This is a genomic window from Bradyrhizobium sp. DN3 (assembly GCF_041357655.1).
Classification (GTDB): domain Bacteria; phylum Pseudomonadota; class Alphaproteobacteria; order Rhizobiales; family Xanthobacteraceae; genus Bradyrhizobium.
The window spans coordinates 1-20301 of sequence record NZ_JAULLN010000017.1; the positions used below are offsets into that span (position 1 = coordinate 1).

The 20301-nt window shown below is 63.8% G+C and carries 22 protein-coding genes; 13 read left to right on the plus strand and 9 right to left on the minus strand.

What is annotated here, in order from left to right; translation table 11 throughout:
- From AAE027_RS23745 to flaF, 4 genes are all read left to right on the plus strand, one after another.
- Positions 1 to 689 (plus strand): flagellin (locus AAE027_RS23745; RefSeq protein ID WP_370988816.1); only part of this gene is annotated, 689 nt, incomplete at its 5' end.
- Between the two features lie 327 nt (positions 690 to 1016).
- Complete coding sequence (locus AAE027_RS23750; RefSeq protein ID WP_370988817.1) at positions 1017 to 3296, plus strand: DUF1522 domain-containing protein; 2280 nt, start codon at positions 1017 to 1019, stop codon at positions 3294 to 3296.
- A 218-nt stretch (positions 3297 to 3514) separates the two neighbouring features.
- The gene (locus tag AAE027_RS23755) at positions 3515 to 5803 is read left to right on the plus strand and encodes a DUF1522 domain-containing protein (RefSeq protein WP_370988818.1); all 2289 of its coding nucleotides are present in this window, start codon (positions 3515 to 3517) and stop codon (positions 5801 to 5803) included.
- A 292-nt stretch (positions 5804 to 6095) separates the two neighbouring features.
- A complete protein-coding gene (gene flaF, locus AAE027_RS23760) occupies positions 6096 to 6464 on the plus strand; it encodes a flagellar biosynthesis regulator FlaF (RefSeq protein WP_008554779.1) in 369 nt (122 codons plus the stop codon).
- A gap of 88 nt (positions 6465 to 6552) precedes the next feature.
- Here the strand turns inward: flaF and AAE027_RS23765 are convergent, their stop codons facing one another.
- The 4 genes from AAE027_RS23765 to AAE027_RS23780 all read right to left on the minus strand — a co-directional run bounded on the left by AAE027_RS23765 (position 6553) and on the right by AAE027_RS23780 (position 9071).
- Entirely contained in the window at positions 6553 to 6912 is a 360-nt protein-coding gene (locus AAE027_RS23765) for a hypothetical protein (RefSeq protein WP_091898036.1), read from the minus strand.
- 157 nt (positions 6913 to 7069) lie between these two features.
- Complete coding sequence (locus AAE027_RS23770) at positions 7070 to 7567, minus strand: hypothetical protein (protein ID WP_370988819.1); 498 nt, start codon at positions 7565 to 7567, stop codon at positions 7070 to 7072.
- Positions 7568 to 7578: 11 nt separating this feature from the next.
- Positions 7579 to 7947 carry a flagellar assembly peptidoglycan hydrolase FlgJ gene (gene flgJ, locus AAE027_RS23775; RefSeq protein WP_164939106.1) on the minus strand — a complete coding sequence of 123 codons (369 nt, stop codon included), beginning with the start codon at positions 7945 to 7947 and terminating at the stop codon, positions 7579 to 7581.
- A complete protein-coding gene (locus AAE027_RS23780; RefSeq protein WP_091898030.1) occupies positions 7947 to 9071 on the minus strand; it encodes a flagellar basal body P-ring protein FlgI in 1125 nt (374 codons plus the stop codon). The genes flgJ and AAE027_RS23780 overlap by 1 nt, the downstream gene beginning before the upstream one ends.
- 282 nt (positions 9072 to 9353) lie before the next feature.
- On the opposite strand from AAE027_RS23780, the gene AAE027_RS23785 reads away from it, so the two are divergent.
- Positions 9354 to 9767, plus strand: a complete 414-nt coding sequence (locus AAE027_RS23785) for a flagellar assembly protein FliX (protein WP_128943256.1) — start codon at positions 9354 to 9356, stop codon at positions 9765 to 9767.
- 179 nt (positions 9768 to 9946) lie between these two features.
- Here AAE027_RS23785 and AAE027_RS23790 read toward each other — a convergent pair whose 3' ends face one another.
- Positions 9947 to 10318, minus strand: coding sequence for a winged helix-turn-helix transcriptional regulator (locus AAE027_RS23790; protein WP_091898026.1), 372 nt, complete (start codon positions 10316 to 10318; stop codon positions 9947 to 9949).
- A 149-nt stretch (positions 10319 to 10467) separates the two neighbouring features.
- On the opposite strand from AAE027_RS23790, the gene AAE027_RS23795 reads away from it, so the two are divergent.
- From AAE027_RS23795 to AAE027_RS23815, 5 genes are all read left to right on the plus strand, one after another.
- Positions 10468 to 11079 (plus strand): NAD(P)-dependent oxidoreductase, encoded by a 612-nt coding sequence (locus tag AAE027_RS23795; RefSeq protein WP_370988820.1) that lies wholly within the window; start codon positions 10468 to 10470, stop codon positions 11077 to 11079.
- 215 nt (positions 11080 to 11294) lie between these two features.
- Entirely contained in the window at positions 11295 to 11660 is a 366-nt protein-coding gene (gene dksA, locus AAE027_RS23800; protein ID WP_085966600.1) for an RNA polymerase-binding protein DksA, read from the plus strand.
- A 464-nt stretch (positions 11661 to 12124) separates the two neighbouring features.
- Entirely contained in the window at positions 12125 to 12904 is a 780-nt protein-coding gene (locus AAE027_RS23805) for a 2-keto-4-pentenoate hydratase (RefSeq protein ID WP_370988821.1), read from the plus strand.
- Positions 12905 to 13315: 411 nt separating this feature from the next.
- Entirely contained in the window at positions 13316 to 13690 is a 375-nt protein-coding gene (locus AAE027_RS23810) for a type II toxin-antitoxin system RelE/ParE family toxin (RefSeq protein ID WP_370988822.1), read from the plus strand.
- Complete coding sequence (locus tag AAE027_RS23815; protein ID WP_130220059.1) at positions 13687 to 14007, plus strand: helix-turn-helix domain-containing protein; 321 nt, start codon at positions 13687 to 13689, stop codon at positions 14005 to 14007. Before AAE027_RS23810 ends, AAE027_RS23815 begins: the two co-directional genes overlap by 4 nt.
- A gap of 270 nt (positions 14008 to 14277) precedes the next feature.
- Here the strand turns inward: AAE027_RS23815 and flgH are convergent, their stop codons facing one another.
- The 4 genes from flgH to flgF are packed head-to-tail and all read right to left on the minus strand — an operon-like array spanning position 14278 to position 17750.
- Positions 14278 to 15042, minus strand: coding sequence for a flagellar basal body L-ring protein FlgH (flgH, locus tag AAE027_RS23820; RefSeq protein WP_370988823.1), 765 nt, complete (start codon positions 15040 to 15042; stop codon positions 14278 to 14280).
- A gap of 3 nt (positions 15043 to 15045) precedes the next feature.
- Entirely contained in the window at positions 15046 to 16173 is a 1128-nt protein-coding gene (gene flgA / locus AAE027_RS23825; protein ID WP_370988824.1) for a flagellar basal body P-ring formation chaperone FlgA, read from the minus strand.
- 10 nt (positions 16174 to 16183) lie between these two features.
- Positions 16184 to 16972, minus strand: a complete 789-nt coding sequence (flgG, locus tag AAE027_RS23830) for a flagellar basal-body rod protein FlgG (RefSeq protein ID WP_091898014.1) — start codon at positions 16970 to 16972, stop codon at positions 16184 to 16186.
- Between the two features lie 16 nt (positions 16973 to 16988).
- Positions 16989 to 17750, minus strand: a complete 762-nt coding sequence (gene flgF / locus AAE027_RS23835) for a flagellar basal-body rod protein FlgF (RefSeq protein WP_370988825.1) — start codon at positions 17748 to 17750, stop codon at positions 16989 to 16991.
- Between the two features lie 379 nt (positions 17751 to 18129).
- On the opposite strand from flgF, the gene fliL reads away from it, so the two are divergent.
- The 3 genes from fliL to AAE027_RS23850 are packed head-to-tail and all read left to right on the plus strand — an operon-like array spanning position 18130 to position 20294.
- Positions 18130 to 18630 (plus strand): flagellar basal body-associated protein FliL, encoded by a 501-nt coding sequence (gene fliL / locus AAE027_RS23840; protein ID WP_370988826.1) that lies wholly within the window; start codon positions 18130 to 18132, stop codon positions 18628 to 18630.
- An 18-nt stretch (positions 18631 to 18648) separates the two neighbouring features.
- Positions 18649 to 19851 (plus strand): flagellar motor switch protein FliM, encoded by a 1203-nt coding sequence (fliM, locus tag AAE027_RS23845; RefSeq protein ID WP_091898008.1) that lies wholly within the window; start codon positions 18649 to 18651, stop codon positions 19849 to 19851.
- Positions 19848 to 20294 carry a DUF6468 domain-containing protein gene (locus AAE027_RS23850; protein WP_130220063.1) on the plus strand — a complete coding sequence of 149 codons (447 nt, stop codon included), beginning with the start codon at positions 19848 to 19850 and terminating at the stop codon, positions 20292 to 20294. Before fliM ends, AAE027_RS23850 begins: the two co-directional genes overlap by 4 nt.
- The last annotated feature ends 7 nt before the right edge of the window (positions 20295 to 20301 follow it).

Consider the following 20301-nt stretch of genomic DNA (forward strand, 5'->3'; position numbering starts at 1 on the left):
TTCAGGCCAACAACCTGACCGCGACGATCGACGCCAACGGCCTGCTGACGGTCTCCACCACCAACGACTACGCGTCCTCGACCATCGGCTCGAGCGCCGCGGGTGGTGCGATCGGCGGCACGCTGACGACGGCACTGACCTTCTCGACGGCTTCCACCCCCGTCCAGGATACGGTTGCCCAGACTTCGCGCGCCAACCTGGTCAATCAGTACAACAACATCCTGAACCAGATCGACTCGACCGCTCAGGACTCTTCGTTCAACGGCGTCAACCTCTTGAACGGCGACCAGCTCAAGCTGGTGTTCGACGAGACCGCCAAGTCGAGCTTGAGCATCACTGGCGTGACCTACAACTCCAAGGGTCTGGGCCTCGCCGCGCTGACCAGCGGTGTCGACTTCATCGACAACGCTGCCACCAACAAGGTGCTGACCAACCTGAACTCCGCGTCGAGCACGCTGCGTTCGGAAGCCTCGGCTCTGGGCTCGAACTTGACGATCGTGCAGGTTCGTCAGGACTTCAACAAGAACCTGATCAACGTGCTGCAGACCGGCTCCTCCAACCTGACCCTGGCCGACACCAACGTCGAGGCGGCGAACAGCCAGGCGCTGTCGACCCGCCAGTCGATCGCGGTCTCCGCGCTGTCGCTGGCCAACCAGTCGCAGCAGAGCGTGCTCCAGCTGCTCCGCTAACAAGCGGACGACATCGCAAGCAAGATCGGGCGGCGGGGCTTCGGCCCCGCCGCCTTTTTCGTTCGTCGCTCGAGGTTTCGAGAGGGCAGGCGGCACTCTGAAAAAGTAACCAGCGGTTATGGTTAATGGAGCGTAAGCGCCAGGAATCGCCAATGATTTCAGAGCGATTGCCTGACCCCGCAAGCTCCTCCAGTCGTTTATGGTGAACCGCCGCTTATGCGGGCGATGTTCGTTTCACCCTTTGTTAGCCATGTCGGCGCACCCTCTGCCCGTCACTCGATCCAGAAGCGATCGAACGAAGACGCGTAAGCCAGAAGGGTAAGAGTCATGTCCGGTATTGTTCTCTCTGCGTCGGTTCGTCAGAACCTGCTCTCTCTCCAGTCCACCGCCGATCTTCTCGCCACCACACAGAACCGTCTGTCGACCGGCAAGAGCGTCAACTCGGCTCTCGACAATCCCACCAACTATTTCACCGCGCAGTCGCTCGACAACCGCGCCAGCGACATCAACAACCTGCTCGATAGTATCGCCAACGGCGTGCAGGTGCTGCAGGCCGCCAACACCGGCCTGACCTCGCTGCAGAAGCTGATCGACAGCGCGAAGTCGATCGCCAACCAGGCGCTGCAGACCACGGTCGGCTACTCCACAAAGTCCAACGTCTCGACCACGATCGCCGGTGCGACGGCGGCGGACCTGCGCGGCACGACTTCCTTTGCCAGCGCCACGGCGAGCAGCAACGTGCTGTACAATGGCACGGCCGGCGGCACCACCGCGGCGAACGGCACCACGACGCTCGGCGCCACTCTCGGCTCGTTCACGGGCACGGCGGCAACGGCTGGCGACGGCACCACGGCCCTGACCGGCACCATCACCTTGATCGCGACCAACGGCACGACCGCGACCGGCCTGATCGGCAACGCTCAGCCCGCCGACGGCGATACGCTGACCGTCAACGGCAAGACCATCACCTTCCGTTCGGGGGCTGCTCCGGCGTCGAGCGCCGTTCCGGCCGGTTCGGGCGTCAGCGGCAATCTCGTCACCGATGGCAACGGCAACACCACCGTCTATCTCGGCACCGCGGGTACCCCGGCTGCGACCGTCAACGATCTCTTGACCGCGGTCGATCTGGCCAGCGGCGTGAAGACGGTGTCCATCAGCTCCGGTGCTGCGACGATCGCCACTAGCGTCAACCAAACCGCTTCGAGCGTTGGTGGCGGCGCCGTCACGCTGAAGAGCTCGACGGGTGCGGATCTGAGCGTCACCGGCAAGGCTGACCTGCTCAAGGCGCTCGGCCTGACGACGTCTACGGGTGCAGGCAACGCCACCGTGAACGTCAACCGGACCACGAGCGCGAGCTCGCTGGGTGCGGAGATCACGGATGGTTCGACGCTGAATGTCGACGGTCACGTCATCACCTTCAAGAACGCGCCGATCCCGGGCACGACCGGCGCTCCGAGCGTTCCGAGCGGATATGGTGCGAACGGTGCGGTGGTCACCGACGGCAACGGCAACTCGACGGTCTATCTGCAGGGCGGCACGGTCAACGACGTGCTGAAGGCGATCGACCTCGCCACCGGCGTGCAGACCGCGACGATCAACGCCAACGGCACCGCGACACTTGCGACCGCGACAGGCCAGTCGAACTCGACGATCAACACCTCCGGTCAGCTCAAGATCTCGACCGGCATCAATGCCGACCTGTCGATCACCGGCACCGGCAATGCGCTGAACGTGCTCGGCCTCGCCGGCAACACCGGCAACGCGACCGCCTTCACCGCGGCGCGCACCTCCGGCATCGGCGGCATTGCCGGCAAGACCTTGACCTTCACCTCCTTCAACGGCGGCACGGCGGTCAACGTCACCTTCGGCGACGGCACCAACGGCACCGTCAAGACGCTCGATCAGCTCAACACCAAGCTCCAGGCCAACAACCTGGCGGCGACGATCGACGCCAACGGCCTGCTGACCATCACCGCGTCCAACGACTACGCGTCGTCGACGCTCGGCTCGACGGCCGCCGGCGGTGCGATCGGCGGCACCCTCACTTCGGCGCTGACCTTCTCGACGGCTTCCACTCCCGTCCAGGATGCGGTTGCACAGACGGCCCGCGCCAATCTGGTGTCCCAGTACAACAACATCCTGAACCAGATCGACACCACCTCGCAGGACTCCTCGTTCAACGGCGTCAACCTCTTGAACGGTGACCAGCTCAAGCTGGTGTTCGACGAGACCGGCAAGTCGAGCCTGAACATCACCGGCGTGACCTACAACTCCAAGGGGCTGGGTCTTGCCTCGCTGACCGTCGGCGTCGACTTCATCGACAACGCCGCCGCCAACAGGGTGCTGACCAATTTGAACGCCGCGTCGAGCACGCTGCGCTCGGAAGCCTCCAGCCTCGGTTCGAACCTCTCGGTGGTGCAGATCCGTCAGGACTTCAATAAGAACCTGATCAACGTGCTGCAGACCGGCTCGTCCAACCTGACGCTGGCCGATACCAACGTCGAGGCGGCCAACAGCCAGGCGCTGTCGACCCGCCAGTCGATCGCGGTCTCCGCGCTGTCGCTGGCCAACACGTCGCAGCAGAGCGTGCTCCAGCTGCTCCGCTAATAAGCGGCTGAAATACCTAAATAAAATCGAGCGGCGGGGCTATTTCCCCGCCGCTCTTTTTTGCGTTCGGAGGCGGGCAGGGGCGTTCACCCACTATTAACCCTATCGCTTAAACCGGCGTTAACCATACTTTAAAGGACACCTCCTAAAACTGGACCAAAGCCCGCTTTCCAGACCGCGCGGCCGATTCGTATCCGGTTCAAGAGGAAGACTCGCCAATGTCCAACATCGTTCTCTCGGCGTCAGTTCGCCAGAACCTGTTGTCGCTGCAGTCGACGGCCGACTTGCTGGCCACGACGCAGGAACGGCTGTCGACCGGCAAGAAGGTCAATACGGCGCTCGACAATCCCACCAACTTCTTCACGGCGCAGGGGCTGGACAACCGGGCGAGCGACATCAGCAACCTGCTCGACGGCATCAACAACGGTGTGCAGGTGCTGCAGGCGGCCAACACCGGCATCACCTCGCTGCAGAAGCTGATCGACAGCGCGAAATCGATCGCCAACCAGGCGCTGCAGACCACGGTCGGCTATTCCACCAAGTCGAACGTCTCCACCACGATTCCCGGCGCGACGCCCGCCGACCTGCGCGGCACGACCTCCTATGCGAGCGCGACCGCCAAGAGCAACGTGCTCTATACCGGTGCAGCCGGCGGCGTGACCCCGGTCACGGGGACTGCCGCGCTCGGCGCCTCGCTGGGCTCGAGCGCCGGCACCTTCACCGGCACAGCAGCGACCGCCGCCGACGGCACCACCGCACTGTCCGGAACCGCCACGCTGGTCGGCACCACGGCATCCACCAGCTTCGGCGCGCCACCCGCGGATGGCGACACCATCACGGTGAACGGCAAGACCATCACCTTCCGCACCGGCGTCGCTCCGAGCACGCAGCCGACCGGCTGGGGCCTCGACGCCAGTGGACACATCGCCACCGACGGCAACGGCAATTCAATCGTTTATGAGGGAACGCCGACTGCGCCCGGGGCGACCGTCAACGACGTCCTCACTGCGATCGACCTCGCCAGCGGCGTCAAGACTGCAACCATCAGCGCTAGCGCGGCGACCATCGCCGTCAGCGGCTCGGCCGGTCCTGTCGGCACGCTTCAGGTCGCATCGTCCATTACGGCGGGCGCTGTTACGTTGAAGAGCTCGACCGGCGCCGATCTGAGCGTGACGGGCAAGGCCGACTTCCTCAACAAGCTCGGTCTGACCTCCGCGACCGGCGCCGGCAATGCCAACGTCACTGCGGCCCGGTCGACCACCGCGGGTTCGCTCGGCACGCTGGTCCAGGACGGCTCGACGTTGAATGTCGACGGCCACACCATCACCTTCAAGAACGCGCAGACGCCGCAATCGGCGGCGAGCGTGACGTCGGGCGGCGTCAGCGGCAACATCGTCACCGACGGCAACGGCAACTCGACGGTCTATATCCAGAGCGCGACGCTGACCGACCTGCTCAACGCAGTCGACCTTGCCACCGGCGTGAAGACCGCCAGCATCTTCAATGGCGCGGCGACCCTCTCGACGACGTCGGGTCAGATCCCCTCGTCGGTGAATTCCAGCGGTCAGCTGTCGCTCTCGACCGGCATCAATGCCGACCTCTCGATCACCGGTACCGGCAACGCGCTCAGCGCGTTCGGCCTCAGCGGCAACACGGGAACGGCGACCGCCTTCACCGCAGCCCGCACCTCCGGCGTCGGCGGCATCAGCGGCAAGACGCTGACCTTCACCTCGTTCAACGGCGGCACCCCGGTGAACGTCACCTTCGGCGACGGCACCAACGGCACCGTGAAGACGCTGGACCAGCTCAACGCCCAGCTTCAGGCCAACCACCTCACGGCGACGATCGATGCCAATGGCGTGCTCACGGTGACCACCGTCAACGAATACGCCTCCTCGACGCTGGGTTCGACGACCGCCGGCGGCGCAGTCGGTGGCACGATCACCGGTGTTCTGGCCTTCACCACCGCGCAGCCGCCGGTCCAGGATCCCGTCGCGCAGACCGCGCGCTCCAACCTGGTCAACCAGTTCAACAACATCCTGGCCCAGATCGACACGACGTCGCAGGACTCCTCTTTCAATGGCGTCAACCTGCTCAACGGCGACACGCTGAAGCTCGTCTTCAACGAGACCGGCAGCTCCACGCTCAGCATCAACGGCGTGGTGTTCAATGCGGCGGGCCTCGGCCTCAGCAATCTCGTCAACGGCGTCGACTTCATCGACAACGGCGCCACCAACAAGGTGTTGGCCAGCTTGAACGCCGCCTCGAGCACGCTTCGCTCCGAAGGCTCCTCGCTCGGTTCGAATCTCTCGATCGTGCAGGTGCGTCAGGACTTCTCCAAGAACCTGATCAACGTGCTGCAGACCGGCTCGTCCAACCTGACGCTCGCCGACACCAACGAGGAAGCGGCCAACAGCCAGGCGCTGTCGACCCGACAGTCGATCGCGGTCTCCGCGCTGTCGCTGGCCAACCAGTCGCAGCAGAGCGTGCTCCAGCTGCTCCGCTAATTTTGCGATGCAGGTTCGCCATTCGAGTTTTCGCGGCGGGGCTAATGCTCCGCCGTTCATTTGAGGGAGATCGCTAAGACAAGATTAGCTCAGATCGACACGCGTCACATGGGCGAGTTTACACCGTGTGTGCGTGCATCTAACGTTGCGCTGACGAAGAGCTCTGTGACCCGTAATTCTCCGGAGTGCTTCCAAGCACACACGTAAGCAAATCTTAAGCGGTGCTGCCTAGGGTTGGGAAAGAAATCCTTAAGCGCGTTCAACGCGCTAGGTAACCTCCAGGGTGTGATTGATGTCGAATTCCGCTGCCTCGGCCTACGCGCGTGTTGCAACGACCACAGCATCTCCTCGCGACATCGAAGCGCAGACCCTGCTCAAGGCCGCGAACAAGCTCCAGGATGCGGTGAACAACGCCGATCCGCTCAGCGAGCAGACCATGCAGGCTCTGATGTTCAACCGCAAGCTCTGGACCATTTTCTTGAGCGAGGCGATGCGCGACAACAATCCGCAGCCGATCGACGTCCGGCAGAAGATCGCCAACATCAGCGTGTTCGTGCTGAGCCAGACCGCCGCGCTGCAGATGAGTCCGCAGTTCGATCACTTCCGTCCGCTGATCGAGATCAACCGCAATATCGCTGCTGGTCTGTCCGGGCGGCCGTGACGGAAGCTCTCAGCGCAGCGATACCTCTCAACATCAGCGGCTGCTGATCTATCTCGATAATGCCGTTACGCCGCTCGACGCCTGATCGTCAGGCGCTGCGGTCAGTGCTGAGCGGACGCGAGGGTTCGGACTTCAGATCAAGCGCATGGAAATAGGCCCGCCGGCGCAGCATCGCTTCGTCGGGGAACTGGTTGACCACCGCGTCGGTCCTCTCGTTGACGACCTGGAAGACGAAGGATGCGGCGGCCTGGTCGAACACGACCTGGCGCGAGACGTTCTCGTGGTTCGGCAAATCATTGCGCACGGGCGCGCCCGTATCGCTCGCGGCGACCGTCTGGCTGACCGGCAAATCAGTTTGCACAGCCTCGTTCGCCGCCGCGTTGGACGTCGTTACGATCTGCACGGGGGCCGGGATCCCCACCGGCCGGATGCTGAAATCTGTACTCATGGCAGCCTCCTGGTTGCCTTACTTGAGTCAAATCCCAACCCCTCTAATCGCGCAAGCATGGAACACCAGGCCTGAAGACCTGGTAAGGAAACGTGCCTAACCGCGCGACCACATCGCCGTGCGGTTTTTCATAAAATTGTCGCCTATTCTTGTGCGCTCAGAGCGAGCGACTGACCGCGAGCGGCGTGATGTGGCGCGGACCGGGAGCTGCGCGACGACCCGCGGCGGTATAGGTGTTCGGCACGTTGCGCTTTTGGATCTCGGCATTGACGCCGCGCACGACGCTCTCGGACACGGCGTGTGCGGTGGCGAGCACGGTGAGGTTGACCTGAAGCATCGCGCGGAACGCATCGTGATGGCGATGCAGCGTCGAGAGCAGCTCGGGCGCGGATTTCGCGAGCTGGGCCTGGTTCGCCTTCAACTGGCTGACGGCGCCGACATAGTTTCGCGACAGCTCCTGCTTCTTGCCCTCGAGCATCATCGCCTCGCGGACGTTGCCAGCGCGGACGAGCTCGGTCTCGCGCTCGATCAGTCCGAGCAGGGCGCTCATCGCATCCATCAGGTTCTCGGCGAGCTTGCGGGCCTCGGCGCTGCCGGGCGCGGTGTTCGTACGCTGCGCTTGCATCGGCTGACGTGCGGCGTTGGAATGGTTCATCTCGTTTGACCTTATGCCGTGCGGATCGTTTTCGCCTGCTGCATGATCAGGGTGCGGTAGACTTCGTTGGCGATGCCGACGCCGCCGGCCTTGGCGAAGTTCTTGGAATATTGCTCCGTCAGCATCGAGCGCCACACCCCGGTGCCGGGCGTGTCGCCGAACGGGCCTTCGCCCTTCAGGCCGGAGGTCATCTGCGAGAACATGCTGTTGAGGAACATCGCCTCGAAATCGGTGGCGGTCTTCTGCGCCTTGGCCTGCTGCTGCGGCGAGACCTTTTGCAGGGCGCTCGCGAGCTCGAAGTCCGGCCGGCCGTTGCGGCTCTCGACCGAGAAGGCCGAAGAGGTGGCGACGCGCGGGGTGTTGATCGTGCCGGTCTGCATCACATCACCTCGATGTCGGCTTCGATCGCGCCGGCGGCCTTGATCGCCTGCAGGATGCTGATCATGTCGCGGGGACCGATGCCGAGGCCGTTGAGGCCGTCGACGAGTTGCTGGAGCGACACGCCGTCCTTGACCACGGCCAGCTTCTTGCCGTCCTCGGTGACAGTGACGGCGCTGCGTGGCGCGACCACGGTCCGCCCCCGCGACAACGGGTTGGGCTGGCTCACCTGCGGGCTCTCGGAGATCGTGACGGTGAGGTTGCCTTGCGCAACCGCGACCGTGGCGACGCGGACGTCGCGGCCCATCACGATGATGCCGCTCCGCTCGTCGATGATGATCTTGGCGGCGAGATCGGGATCGACCTGGAGCTGCTCGATCTCGGTGAGAAAGGCGACGACGTTGCCCTTGAACTCCGGCGGGATCGACAGCTGCACCGTCGAGGGATCGATCGGCTCGGCGGTCTTGACGCCGAGATAGTCGTTGACGGCGGCCGCGATGCGCTTGGCGGTGGTGAAGTCGGCGTTGCGCAGCGCCAGGCGCACGTTTGGCAGACGATTGAGCGCGAACTCGATCTCGCGCTCGATGATGGCGCCGTTGGCAATGCGCCCCACGGTCGGCACGCCGCGCACGATTTTCGCCGCTTCGCCCTCGGCCTGGAAGCCGGAGATCGCGAGCGAGCCTTGCGCGACAGCATAGACGTTGCCGTCGGCACCCAACAGGGGCGTCACGAGCAGGGTCCCGCCCTGCAGGTTCTTGGCATCGCCGAGCGCCGAGACGGTGACATCCATGCGCGTGCCCTGGGTGGCGAACGCTGGCAGGTTGCCCGTCACCATCACGGCGGCGACGTTGCCGGTGCGGATGGTGGCGCCGCGGATGTTGACGCCCATGCGCTCGAGCATCGCCTGCAGCGACTGCTTGGTGAAGGGGATGTTGTTGAGCGTGTCGCCGGTGCCGTTGAGGCCGACGACGAGGCCGTAGCCGATGAGCTGGTTCTGCCGCACGCCCTCGATGTTGGCGAGGTCCTTGATGCGCGATGTCGCGCTTGCAGGCGTGACCGAGAGCGCCAGCGCTGACAGCGCGGCACAGGCCACCCCAACAATCCTCACCCAACGAACGCCTGGCATCCTCTGCTCCCCAAGGCTCCTAAAAAGGCTCCTCAAATCGAAGGACCGGCTGCGACACTCCCATGACGAGCTGGTCCGGCGCTTTCCTTGCGAGCGCCGTGCCAACCCCGAGCAGCGAGGGTAGGTGGCTGAATAGGTTGAATAAATCTGTTTCGACCGGTGTCAGCCGGCGTTCGCCCTGAGGAGCGAAACTGCCGCCTGTCGGCAGATTTTGCCGGGCCGTTTACGCGCCGTTAACCATAAAACGGCGAAGGTGAGGCATCGATCACCCGGATTGCTGCGATGCGCATCTACGGACCGAACGGCACCACGCTTGGAGCTCCGGCCAGCCAGGCCAGGCGGACGGGCTCCGGCACCTTCGTCCTGCCCGACACCTCGTCGGCGCAGGAGACGCGGAGTGCTGCCGCGCCGAAAGCCGCCGCCAACATTGATGCGTTGCTTGCACTGCAAGGCGTCGAGGAGGATCCGGTCGAGCGCCGCAAGCGCTCAGTCGCCCGCGGCAGGACCGCACTCGACGTGCTCGACGATCTCAAGATGGGACTCCTGTCCGGCAATCTTGACGCGTCGACCGTGATGCGGCTGCGCGACGCTGCGGCGAACCTCAAATCGTCGTCGGGCGATCCCGGACTTGATTCCGTGCTCTCAGAGATCGAGTTGCGCGTCGAGGTGGAGCTCGCCAAGGCCGGGCAGGGGTAAGACGGGCATTCGCTTTCAGCGACTTCGAAAATTTTCTCGTCGTCGCCCGGCCTGACCGGGCGCCCCAGTTCCAGAGGCAGTCGTTTTTGAATCGAGGGGCCGCGGCGTACTGGATGCCCCGGTCAAGCCAGGGCATGACAGCGGAGGTTGGGGCGACCGCGCGTCACTTCACCCGCACCTTATGCCGCTTCCTCCTTCTGCTGTGCGTCGTAGCGGCGCTGGGCGGCGAGCACGTCCTTCAAGTTCTGCTCGGCCCAATCGCGCAGGGGATCGACCGCCGCCGCCAGCGTCAGCCCGAGCTGCGTGATCGAATATTCCACCGTGACAGGCACGGTCGCGATGGCGCGGCGCCTGATCAGGCCGTCGCGTTCGAGCGATTTGAGAACCTGACTCAGCATCTTCTGTGAAATGCCCTCGATCGTGCGGCGCAATTGATTGAAGCGCATCGGCTCCTCGCGCAGCAGCAAGAGAATCAGCACCGCCCATTTGTCGCCGACGCGATCGAGGATCTGGCGCGTCGGACAGTTCGCTGCATAGACGTCGGGTTTCATCGTCGGGTCCTCGGATTCCGTTCTGGTCGATTGCGAAGGCACGCCGGTTACTCCAGCGTTATCAGGTAAGCACAAAGTGCTCTCTTAACACCAGCATTCTTTGCGATATCTAGTAACCGCTAGTTACTATAGAAGCAAAGGAGCCTTCCATGAAAATAGCAGTCGCCGGCGCCTCGGGCCGGGCCGGGTCGGAAATCACCAAGGAACTGTCCCGTCGCGGCCATAGCGTCACCGCCATTGCCCGCAACGCGGAAAAGATCGCGGCCCTGCCGAACGTCACGCCCACCAAGGGCGATGTGCTCGATCAGGCCGGCCTCGCCAAGCTGTGGGCAGGGCACGACGTCGCCGTGAGTTCCGTGCACTTCCTGGCCAGCGATCCGCTCAAGCTGATCGGCGCGGCGAAAGACTTCAAGGTGAGCCGTTACCTCGTCGTCGGTGGCGCTGGCAGCCTGGAGGTCGCACCGGGCGTGAAGCTGGTGACGACTCCCGGCTTTCCCGCCCAGTACAAGGCCGAGGCCGAGAAGGGTTCCGCCTTCCTGGACCTGTTGCGACAGGAAAAGGACCTGAACTGGACCTTCATTTCGCCGTCGGCGCTGTTCGTCGAGGGCGAGCGGACGGGGAAGTTCCGGCTCGGGACCGACCAGCTTCTCGCAGATGCGAACGGCAAGAGCTGGATCACCTTCGCCGACTACGCCATTGCGCTCGCCGACGAGATCGAGCGGCCGGCCCATCTGAGGCAGCGTTTCACGGTCGGTTACTGAGCCGGCAGCCGCCCCCGGGTCTTTGCGGATAAACGTTCTTGTGCAAGGACTTGGGGGTGGCCCCCGAGCGATCAGGGAAATATTGTCTGTCATAGGAGGCCGCTATATAAGGCCCCGCTCAACGGACCCCGTTCCGTTTGCGAGTCGTTGCTTAGACAGATAGGCCGCCCTTGGAAAAGTTGAAAAACTACCGACCGACCGACAAAGAGCCTTTCATGAACGACCGGCAGAAGGAGTACTTCCGTCTGAAGCTCCTTGCCTGGAAGGATGAGATCCTCAAAGAGTCCAAGCTCACCCTGCAAGCCCTGCAGGAGGAGAACGTGAACCACCCCGATCTCGCCGATCGGGCTTCGTCCGAAACCGACCGTGCCATCGAACTCCGCGCCCGCGACCGCCAGCGCAAGTTGATCGCCAAGATCGACGCCGCGCTTCAGCGCATCGAGGACAACACCTATGGCTATTGCGAGGAAACCGGCGAGCCGATCTCGTTGAAGCGGCTCGAGGCCCGGCCCATCGCGACGCTCTCGGTGGAAGCGCAGGAGCGCCACGAGAAGCGCGAGAAGGTCTATCGCGACGAATAGAGCCCGAGCCGCAGAGTTGCGGCTCTTTGTTTTTGGACGCAAGGCGCCTTTGGGCGTCGTGATCGGCGTTTTGCCTGTCGCTTGAAAGCCGCGCGCTTCAATGCGCGGGTGCAATCGCGAAAAGTGAATCGCGATCAACGCTCTAGACTCGATTCCTCGGGGCTCACGTGAGTTCGGATGAGAAACAGCCTTCACTTCAGGTGCGGGAGGTTTTGCGAGTCGCATCAACGAGATCGACTCGGATGTTGAGGCGTTGATCCAGCAGCATCAAGCATCGCTGTAATCGCGCTTCGGGCGCCGGTCGCGGAGGCCCGCAAGGCGCGCGCCCCATAAGGCCCAGACCAATTCAATATTTCCTTAAACGCGGGCGAGGAGCCGTAGTCTGACCGCCGCCCGCGCTTGTCAGGCCGGAGCGGGGATGCTGAAGTGTCGCCCTCGAATGCGTAGCGTGGGAGGCGGCGCCGATGGACAGGATTCTCGAAGCCGCAAAGGCGATCGCGCTGGCGCGCCGCAACCATGCGCCGCTCGCGCCGCTGAAGCGTCCTCCGGCCGATGAAGCCGAGGGCTATCAGGTCCAGCGTGCCCTGCACGATCTCCTGCTGCCCCATGTCGGGCCACTCGTCGGCTACAAGATCGGTTGCACCAGCCAGGTGATGCAGGACTACATCGGAATCCCGCATCCCTGCGGCGGCGGCGTGTTCCAGAACGGCGTCCATGAGAGCGGCGCGAAGCTCGCCGCCTCCAACTATGTCCGCGTCGGCGTCGAATGCGAGATCGCGGTGCGGCTGAAGCGCGACCTTGCCGCCGGCGAGGCGCCGTTCACGGCCGAATGGGTCGGCGAGGCCGTCGAAGCCTACCATCCCGCGATCGAGATCGTCGACGATCGCTACGTGAAGTGGGAGACGATGGGCGCGCCGACCCTGATCGCAGACGATTTCTTCGCCGCCGGCTGCGTGCTGGGACCGCTGGTTCCGCGCTCGTCGGTGCCGGATCTGATGGCAGTGAAAGGCCGCGCCATCGTCAACGACGAGGAGGTGAGCCAAGGCACCGGCGCCGACGTGCTCGGTCACCCCCACAACGCGCTCGCCTGGCTCGGCAACCACCTCGCCGCCGAAGGCAAGAGCCTGCACGCGGGGCAACTCGTGCTCACCGGCAGCCTGGTGAAGACGCTCTGGCTGAAAGCCGGCGACAAAGTGCGGATGGAGCTGGACGGGCTCGGGACGGTGGAGGCGGAGTTTACGTGAGGGGGCGATAGCGCTTCGGCATTCTCCGTCATTGCGAGGAGCTCTTGCGACGAAGCAATCCAGGGTCTTTCCGCGGAGGCCGTCTCGCCGGACCCTCGATGGCTGGCGTGCGCTCACCATCGAGACCTGCGCGAAAACGCTGTCAGCGTCGTGTCGTATCGCCCACGCGGCTGCTCACGGAATTCCCGCCCTGCAACCAACATTGCGCGCCGACGCCGTCGCGGCCACCGCATTCCATCCCGCGTTTCGTGACGATCGCCCTCTTGTGGAATGGAACAGAACGGGAACATAATGAGGCGGCCGGAGCGAGTCAATAGGAATTTTTAAAAATCCGAAAATTCTGAATTATAAAATTACGGAGGGGCGGTTTGAGTTTCGATAGCAAAACTGCTATAAGTGACGGAGCGGGAAATGACCGGCCGTAAGCCGACAATTTGGATTGGCTCGTCCCTGCACGATCTGCGGGCATTTCCGGACGAGGTTCGCCGCGTCATGGGATTTGCGATCGACGATGCGCAGAACGGTTCGGAGCATCCGCACGTCAAGGCGTTGAAAGGATTTGGTGGGAGGAGCGTGCTTGAAGTGGTCGATGACTTCGACGGCGACACCTTCAGGGCGGTCTACACGGTTCGCTTTGCCGGCAGGATCTATGTTCTTCATGCTTTTCAGAAGAAGTGGAAGAGGGGAAGCGAAACGCCCAAGCATCACATCGACCTCATCAGGGCGCGTTTGAAGCTCGCCGAGGCTCACTACCATGAGAATTACGTCAAGGAAGACCGCAAATGAGCGATGACAAGAACATCACGGTCGGCAGCGATAATGTGTTTGCTGATCTCGGCTTTGCCAATCCCGAGGAGGAACTGCTCAAGGCCAAGCTCGTTCGTGAAATTCGCGATATCCTCAAGCGTCGGAAATTCACTCAGGCAAAGGCCGCAACTTTGTTGGGTCTGAAGCAGCCCGACGTTTCCAGCCTTGTCACCGGGCGTGTCGGCAAGTTCTCGATCGAACGTCTGGTGCGCTGCCTGGATCGGCTGGACTACAAGGTCGATTTGGTCGTGCGTCAGAAGCCGCGGCGCGGCTCGTCGCGGCAAGCTGCTGCTTGAGCAACTGAGAGTCTTTCCGCGGCGACAGTCTGGATTGCTTCGCGGAGCCTGTCACGGGGCCGCGCTTTGCGCGGCCCCGTTGCCACATCGACAGCAATGACCGAGGCTGAGGCCGCGCTTGAGTGCACCAACTGGCCGTGAAGCCATGGGCTCGCAGCCGCCTTTCGCAAAATACATGCGGCCCTCGCCAGGGGAGCTAGCGAGGGCCGCGTCGTACATCGTCGTTCGCGCCTAGGTTCGCGAACACGATGTGGGAGCTCTTAAACAGGCTTAGAAGGGCAGCAGCACGTCCATGACCTGCTGGCCGTAGCGCGGCTGTTGCACGTCCGTGATCTGGCCGCGGCCGCCATAGGCGATGCGGGCCTGCGCGATCTTGCTTGAATCGATGGTGTTGTCGCTCTGGATGTCTTCGGGGCGGACGATGCCGGCGACCACGAGCTCGCGGATCTCGTAGTTGACACGGATCTCCTGCTTGCCCTCGACCACGAGGTTGCCGTTCGGCAGCACCTGCGTCACAACCGCGGCGACGTTGGTCTGCAACGCTTCCTGGCGGTTGACCGAGCCCTTGCCGTCGGCCGAGGACGTCGAGTCAGTAGTGAGGAGACGTCCGGGGAGAACCTTGAGCGGCTGCGTGACTGTCTGGCTGCCGATGAAGTCCGTAATCCCTGAGTCTTCTTTGCTGGTCCGGCTGCGCTGGGTCTCGTTGGAAAGATTGGCCTTGTCCGTGATGTTCACGGTCACGGTCAGGAGGTCGCCGACCTGGCGGGCGCGCTGGTCCTTGAAGAAGGCGCGGCTGCCGTTGCGCCACAGCGAGTTCGGATTGTAGGAGGCGACTTCCGGCTTCGGCATCGGCATCTGCACCGGCTTGTAGCCGGGCTGCGTCGTCGGATTGTCGATCGCGGACAGCTTCGGTTGCTCGCCGATCTGCGACAGGCGGTCGATCGAGGAGCAGCCGGTTGCGAGCGCGCAGGTCGCCAGCAGCAGGGCAGAGATCGCGATGCGACGAAGGCGGGAAGCCGAACTGAACGGAGACATGACTTACTCTGACTTGGCTGGAGCTTGCGAGACGCGAACTTGCGGAATCTGGGCTTGTGCGATCTGGGCGGGAGCCGGCGCCTGGATCAGGCTCTGCGCGAGGGCTGCGGCCGCCGGCACATCGTCACGCTTGAGCGACGAGGTCTGCTCGACCGCGGGCGCCATCGGTGCGGACTGGCTTGCGCCCTGGACCGTGACCTGGCCGCGACCGGTGACGACGCCGGTCAGCGTGCGCTTGGATTGCGGATTGAGCACGCTGACGGTGTCGCCCTCGGCACCGCTCTCGATCGCCTTGCCGCGCGTGGTGAGATAGAGACCGGGCACCTGGTAGATGATGGTGACGGTCTGATCGCGCACCACGAAGTCAGGCTTGACGATGTCGGCGACACGGATCGGCATGCCCGCGCGCATGGGCCGGCGCAGCTGCATGCCGACGGTACGATCGCGCGAAGCGGGCTCGCCGGTGACCTCGGCCTTCGGCCGCCGCTCCAGCGAGACGTCGGAGGATTTCAGGAGCTCGGTGCGGTCGATGTCGCGCGTCAGCACGGCCACTTCTACCGTCTCGATCGCGGTGCCGGTGAAGCGGAGCTTGGTCGGCGCCGGATTGGTGTCGTTGTTGATCTCGAAGGCGACGTCGAAACGGCCGCTCCGGGCGTCATAGCGGGTTGAGACCGGCTGGAGCGCACCAGTGTTGGAGGCGTCCAGCCGCATATCGGAGATGCCGCGGTCGAACGTGACCGTGATGTTGGCGGCGTCGCCAAGGCCGAAGCGGCGCTCGAGCGTCGAGGCGACCGCGGCTTCGAGGTCCTTGCTGGCGAGCGTGCGGGCGAGGCGGGTGACCTGGACCTCCTTGATGTCGCCGGTCATCACGCCGATCACCTGTTTGGCGCGGAGCACCGACAACACCTGCGCGACCGTCAGCGTGCCGGTGGTGCCGAGATCGGGCGAGCGGTAGACCGGGATCAGCGCGGCCGATCCTGCGTTGTCGATGAGATCGCCGACCCGCACCACGTCCGAGGTCACGCTGACGCTCGCGCGCAGCGTCGGCGCTGCGATGAAATCGTCGGCCGCCGCTGCTGGCAGCGCCAGCGCGAGAAGAGCGGAGATCGTGGCGAGGGTGGTCCGGATCATCGTCATCACCTCAGCGGAACAGCGCCGTGGTCGATTGCATCATCTGGTCGGCTGCGCTGATCACCTTGGCGTTCATCTCGTAGGCGCGCTGGGCCGCGATCAGGTCGCTCATCTCCGAGACGACGTCGACATTGGCCTGCTCGAGGCTTCCTTGCGTGATGTTGCCGTAACCTTCGGCCGTCGCGGTGCCGTCCTGGGGCGGGCCGGAGGAGGGCGTCTCGGTGAACTGATTGCTGCCGACGGGCTGGAGGCCCGCCTTGTTGATGAAGCGGGTCAGGCCGATCTGGCCGAGGATGGTCGAGGTCGACGAGCCCGGCAGGGTCACCGAGACCTGGCCCTGGACGTTGACGGTCAGGCCCGAGGCGTTGTTCGGGATCGTAATCGTCGGCTGCACCGGATTGCCCTGCGCGGTAACGATGCGGCCCTGATTGTCCATCTGGAAGGTGCCGTCGCGGGTGTACTGGTAGGTGCCGTCGGGCATCAGGATCTTGAAGAAGCCTTCGCCCGAGACCGCGAGGTCGAGATCGTTGCCGGTCTGCGACAGCGTGCCTTGCGTCATGCTGCGCGGCGTGCCGACGGTCTTGACGCCGCCGCCGATGTCGACGCCCACCGGCAGGATCGTGCCCTGGTCGGACGACTGCGCGCCGACGCGGCGGACGTGCTCGTAGATCAGGTCCTGGAACGCCGCGGTCTGCTTCTTGAAGCCGGTGGTGCGCAGGTTGGCGATGTTGTTGGAGATCACCTGAACGTTGAGTTCCTGTGCCGCCATTCCGGTCGCTGCGGTGTGAAGCGCCTGCATGTCAGTTCTCCCTCAATCAGGCCGGAACGTCGGCGAGCTTCTCGATCGCCGATTTGTGGAGGTCGCTCTGCTGCTGGAGCAGGTTGGCGATGGCGGTGTAGCTGCGCATGACTTCGACCATGCGGCTCATCTCGCCGACGGCGTTGACGTTCGACTTCTCGACGTAGCCCTGGCGCACGCTGGACTTGGTGTCGGCCTGCGGGACGGCAGAGCCCACGTCATAGAGGTTGGCGCCGAGCTTGGTCAGCTTAGTCGGATCGTCGAACGAGGCCATCCGGATCTTGCCGCGGATCGAGTCGGTCTTCGCCGTGCCCTCGAGCACCGTGATGGTGCCGTCGGCTGCGACGTTGATGTCGTGGTCGGTTGGCTGGAAGGTGATCGGGCCGGCGGTGCCGAGCACGAGGTTGCCGTCGGAGGTGACGAGCTGGCCGGTGCTGTTGAGCGAGAATTTGCCGTCGCGGGTGTAGCGCTCGCCGCCATTGGCCTGCACCGCGAAATAGGCGTTGCCATCGATCGCCATATCGAGTGGGTTATTGGTTGGCTCCATCGGCCCCTGGCCGACGTCGCGGAAGGTGCCGCGGTCCTGCACATAGGAGACCCGGCGGTCGGAGCCGATGAAATTGTCCTCGCGCGCGTTCGAGTTGAGGAACTCCTCGAACAGCGAATGGTCGGCCTTGAAGCCGTTGGTATTGGCATTGGCGACGTTGTTGGCGATGACATCCATCTGCCGTTCCAACGTCATTTGCCGTGACAAGCCGATCAGAAGCGCGTTCTGCATCGGAAATCTCCCCTGAGTGAGATCTGCCACCTCGCTCTCCCAAGCGCCTTGGCGGACCCCGTGAACGAGACCGTCTGGTTCTCCCAAACCGTTCGGTCTCGGCCCTTTCTCAGCGAAAGCCGTGCCAACTCGAAAAAATGTGTAATTTCAATTGTTTGACAAATTTTGAGGGACGCGGGAGGGCGGCAGAAAGGTTCTGTTAGCCATGTTTGCCCGGCAGATTTTTCCTAGCGGAGGCCCAATCGAAAGATTCCGTTAACCATTATTACCGTAGCGTTTGCCATGAAGAGGAGCGCATTTGCGCCGGGGGCATTTGTATCGCGTCACTGTCTGAGGCTTCGCTCTATCGACCCCTTTGAGAGATCCGGGCGCGGCGACCATGGCAGAGAACGAAGCGGAAGGCGGTGCAGCCGCCGAGGGCGCGGAAGCCGCTCCGCCGAAGAACAAGCTCAAGCTCATCATCATGGCCATCGGCCTACTCGCCATCCTCGGCGGCGGTGCTGCGACCTGGTTCTTCTTCTTCCGTCACGGCGATGACGAGCACCACGCCGAGGCGGCGCCGCCGCCGAAGCCGCCGGCTTTCGTCGACGTCCCCGATATGATGGTCAATCTCGCCGGCGCGCCCGGCGAGCGGGTGCAATATCTGCGGCTGAAGATCGTGCTGGAGCTCAAGGAAGAGAAGCAGATCGAGGCGATCAAGCCGACGATGCCGCGCGTCACCGACCTCTTCCAGACTTATGTGCGCGAACTGCGCCCCTCCGACCTCAACGGTTCCGCCGGCATCTTCCGCCTCAAGGAGGAGCTGACCAAGCGCGTCAACGCGGCGGTCGCCCCGATCCAGGTCAGCGCGGTGCTGTTCAAGGAAGTCGTGGTGCAGTGAGGGTGATGAGCTAGCACCATGGCCGGCAACGAACAGATGGACCAGGATGCGATTGCCGCCCAATGGGAGGCCTCGCTCGATTCCGAGGATCCTGCGGAGGCCGCGAAGGCTGCCGCCGAGAACGAATTATCCGAGACCATGGCCCTGCAATGGGCGGCCATGGTCGAGGACGGCAGCCGCGATCTCGGCACCGGCAAGAACTCCGGCGAGCGGGTGCTGTCGCAGGAGGAGATCGACAATCTCCTCGGCTTCACCGTCGGCGATGTCACGCTCGACGACCATTCCGGCATTCGCGCGATCATCGATTCGGCGATGGTCTCCTACGAGCGTCTGCCGATGCTCGAAATCGTCTTCGACCGCCTGGTACGGCTGTTGACGACGAGCTTGCGCAATTTCACCTCCGACAACGTCGAAGTCTCGCTCGACCGCATCACCTCGGTCCGCTTCGGCGACTACATGAACTCGATCCCGCTGCCGGCCGTGCTCTCGGTGTTCAAGGCCGAGGAGTGGGAAAACTTCGGCATGGCGACGGTCGATTCCAACCTGATCTACTCGATGATCGACGTGCTGCTCGGCGGTCGCCGCGGCACCAGCCAGCTCCGCATCGAGGGGCGGCCCTACACCACGATCGAGACCGAGCTGGTCAAGCGGCTGGTCGAGGTGGTGCTGGCCGACGCCGAGCAGGCGTTCCGGCCGCTGTCCCCGGTGACCTTCACGATCGACCGGCTCGAGACCAATCCGCGTTTCGCCGCGATCAGCCGGCCCGCCAACGCCGCGATCCTGGTGCGCCTGCGCATCGACATGGAGGATCGCGGCGGCAACATCGAGCTGCTGCTGCCTTATGCGACCATCGAACCGATCCGGGGCGTCCTGCTCCAGATGTTCATGGGCGAAAAGTTCGGCCGCGACCCGGTCTGGGAGGGGCATTTCGCCACCGAGATCGTGCAGGCCGAGATCGCCGTCGATGCCGTGCTCTACGAGGCCGACATTCCGCTCAAGCAGCTGATGCGGCTCAAGGTCGGCGACACGCTGCCGCTCGAGATGCGCGCGGATGCCAACGTGTCGGTGCGCTGCGGCAGCGTCACGCTGACCGAAGGGCGGATGGGCCGGGTCGGCGACCGGGTCGCGATCCGCGTGACGAAACCCCTGCGCAAGCCAAGTACGACACTTGCGATGTTCGAGAAGGTGGACGAGCAGAACAAGATGATGGAGGCCCCATGAACCACTCCCTGGGAATGGCGATCGAGTCACTGGTGGCTATCCTGCTGATGCTGACGATCGTCTATTGCGTCATGCTCAACAAGCGCCTGACGCGGCTGAAGGCGGACGAGCATTCGCTGAAGGCGGTGATCGGCGAGCTGATCACCGCGACCGAGATCGCCGAGCGCGCGATCGGCGGGCTGAAGCTCGCCGTGCGCGACGTCAACGAGAACCTCGGCAGCCAGCTTGCGGCGGCAACCCAGATGTCCGACCAGCTCTACAAGCAGCTCGGCGAAGCCGACAACGTGGTGCGGCGCCTGTCCAAGATCGCGATCGCCGCGCGCCCCGTCACCAATCCGGAAATGGTTGCTGCGCCCGCGGCCAAGCCTTCGTCGGCGAAGGCGGTGGCGGCGGCGGCCGAAGCTTTCTCCGAGCGCCGACGATCCAACGGCATTGCCGCATGAAGTCAGG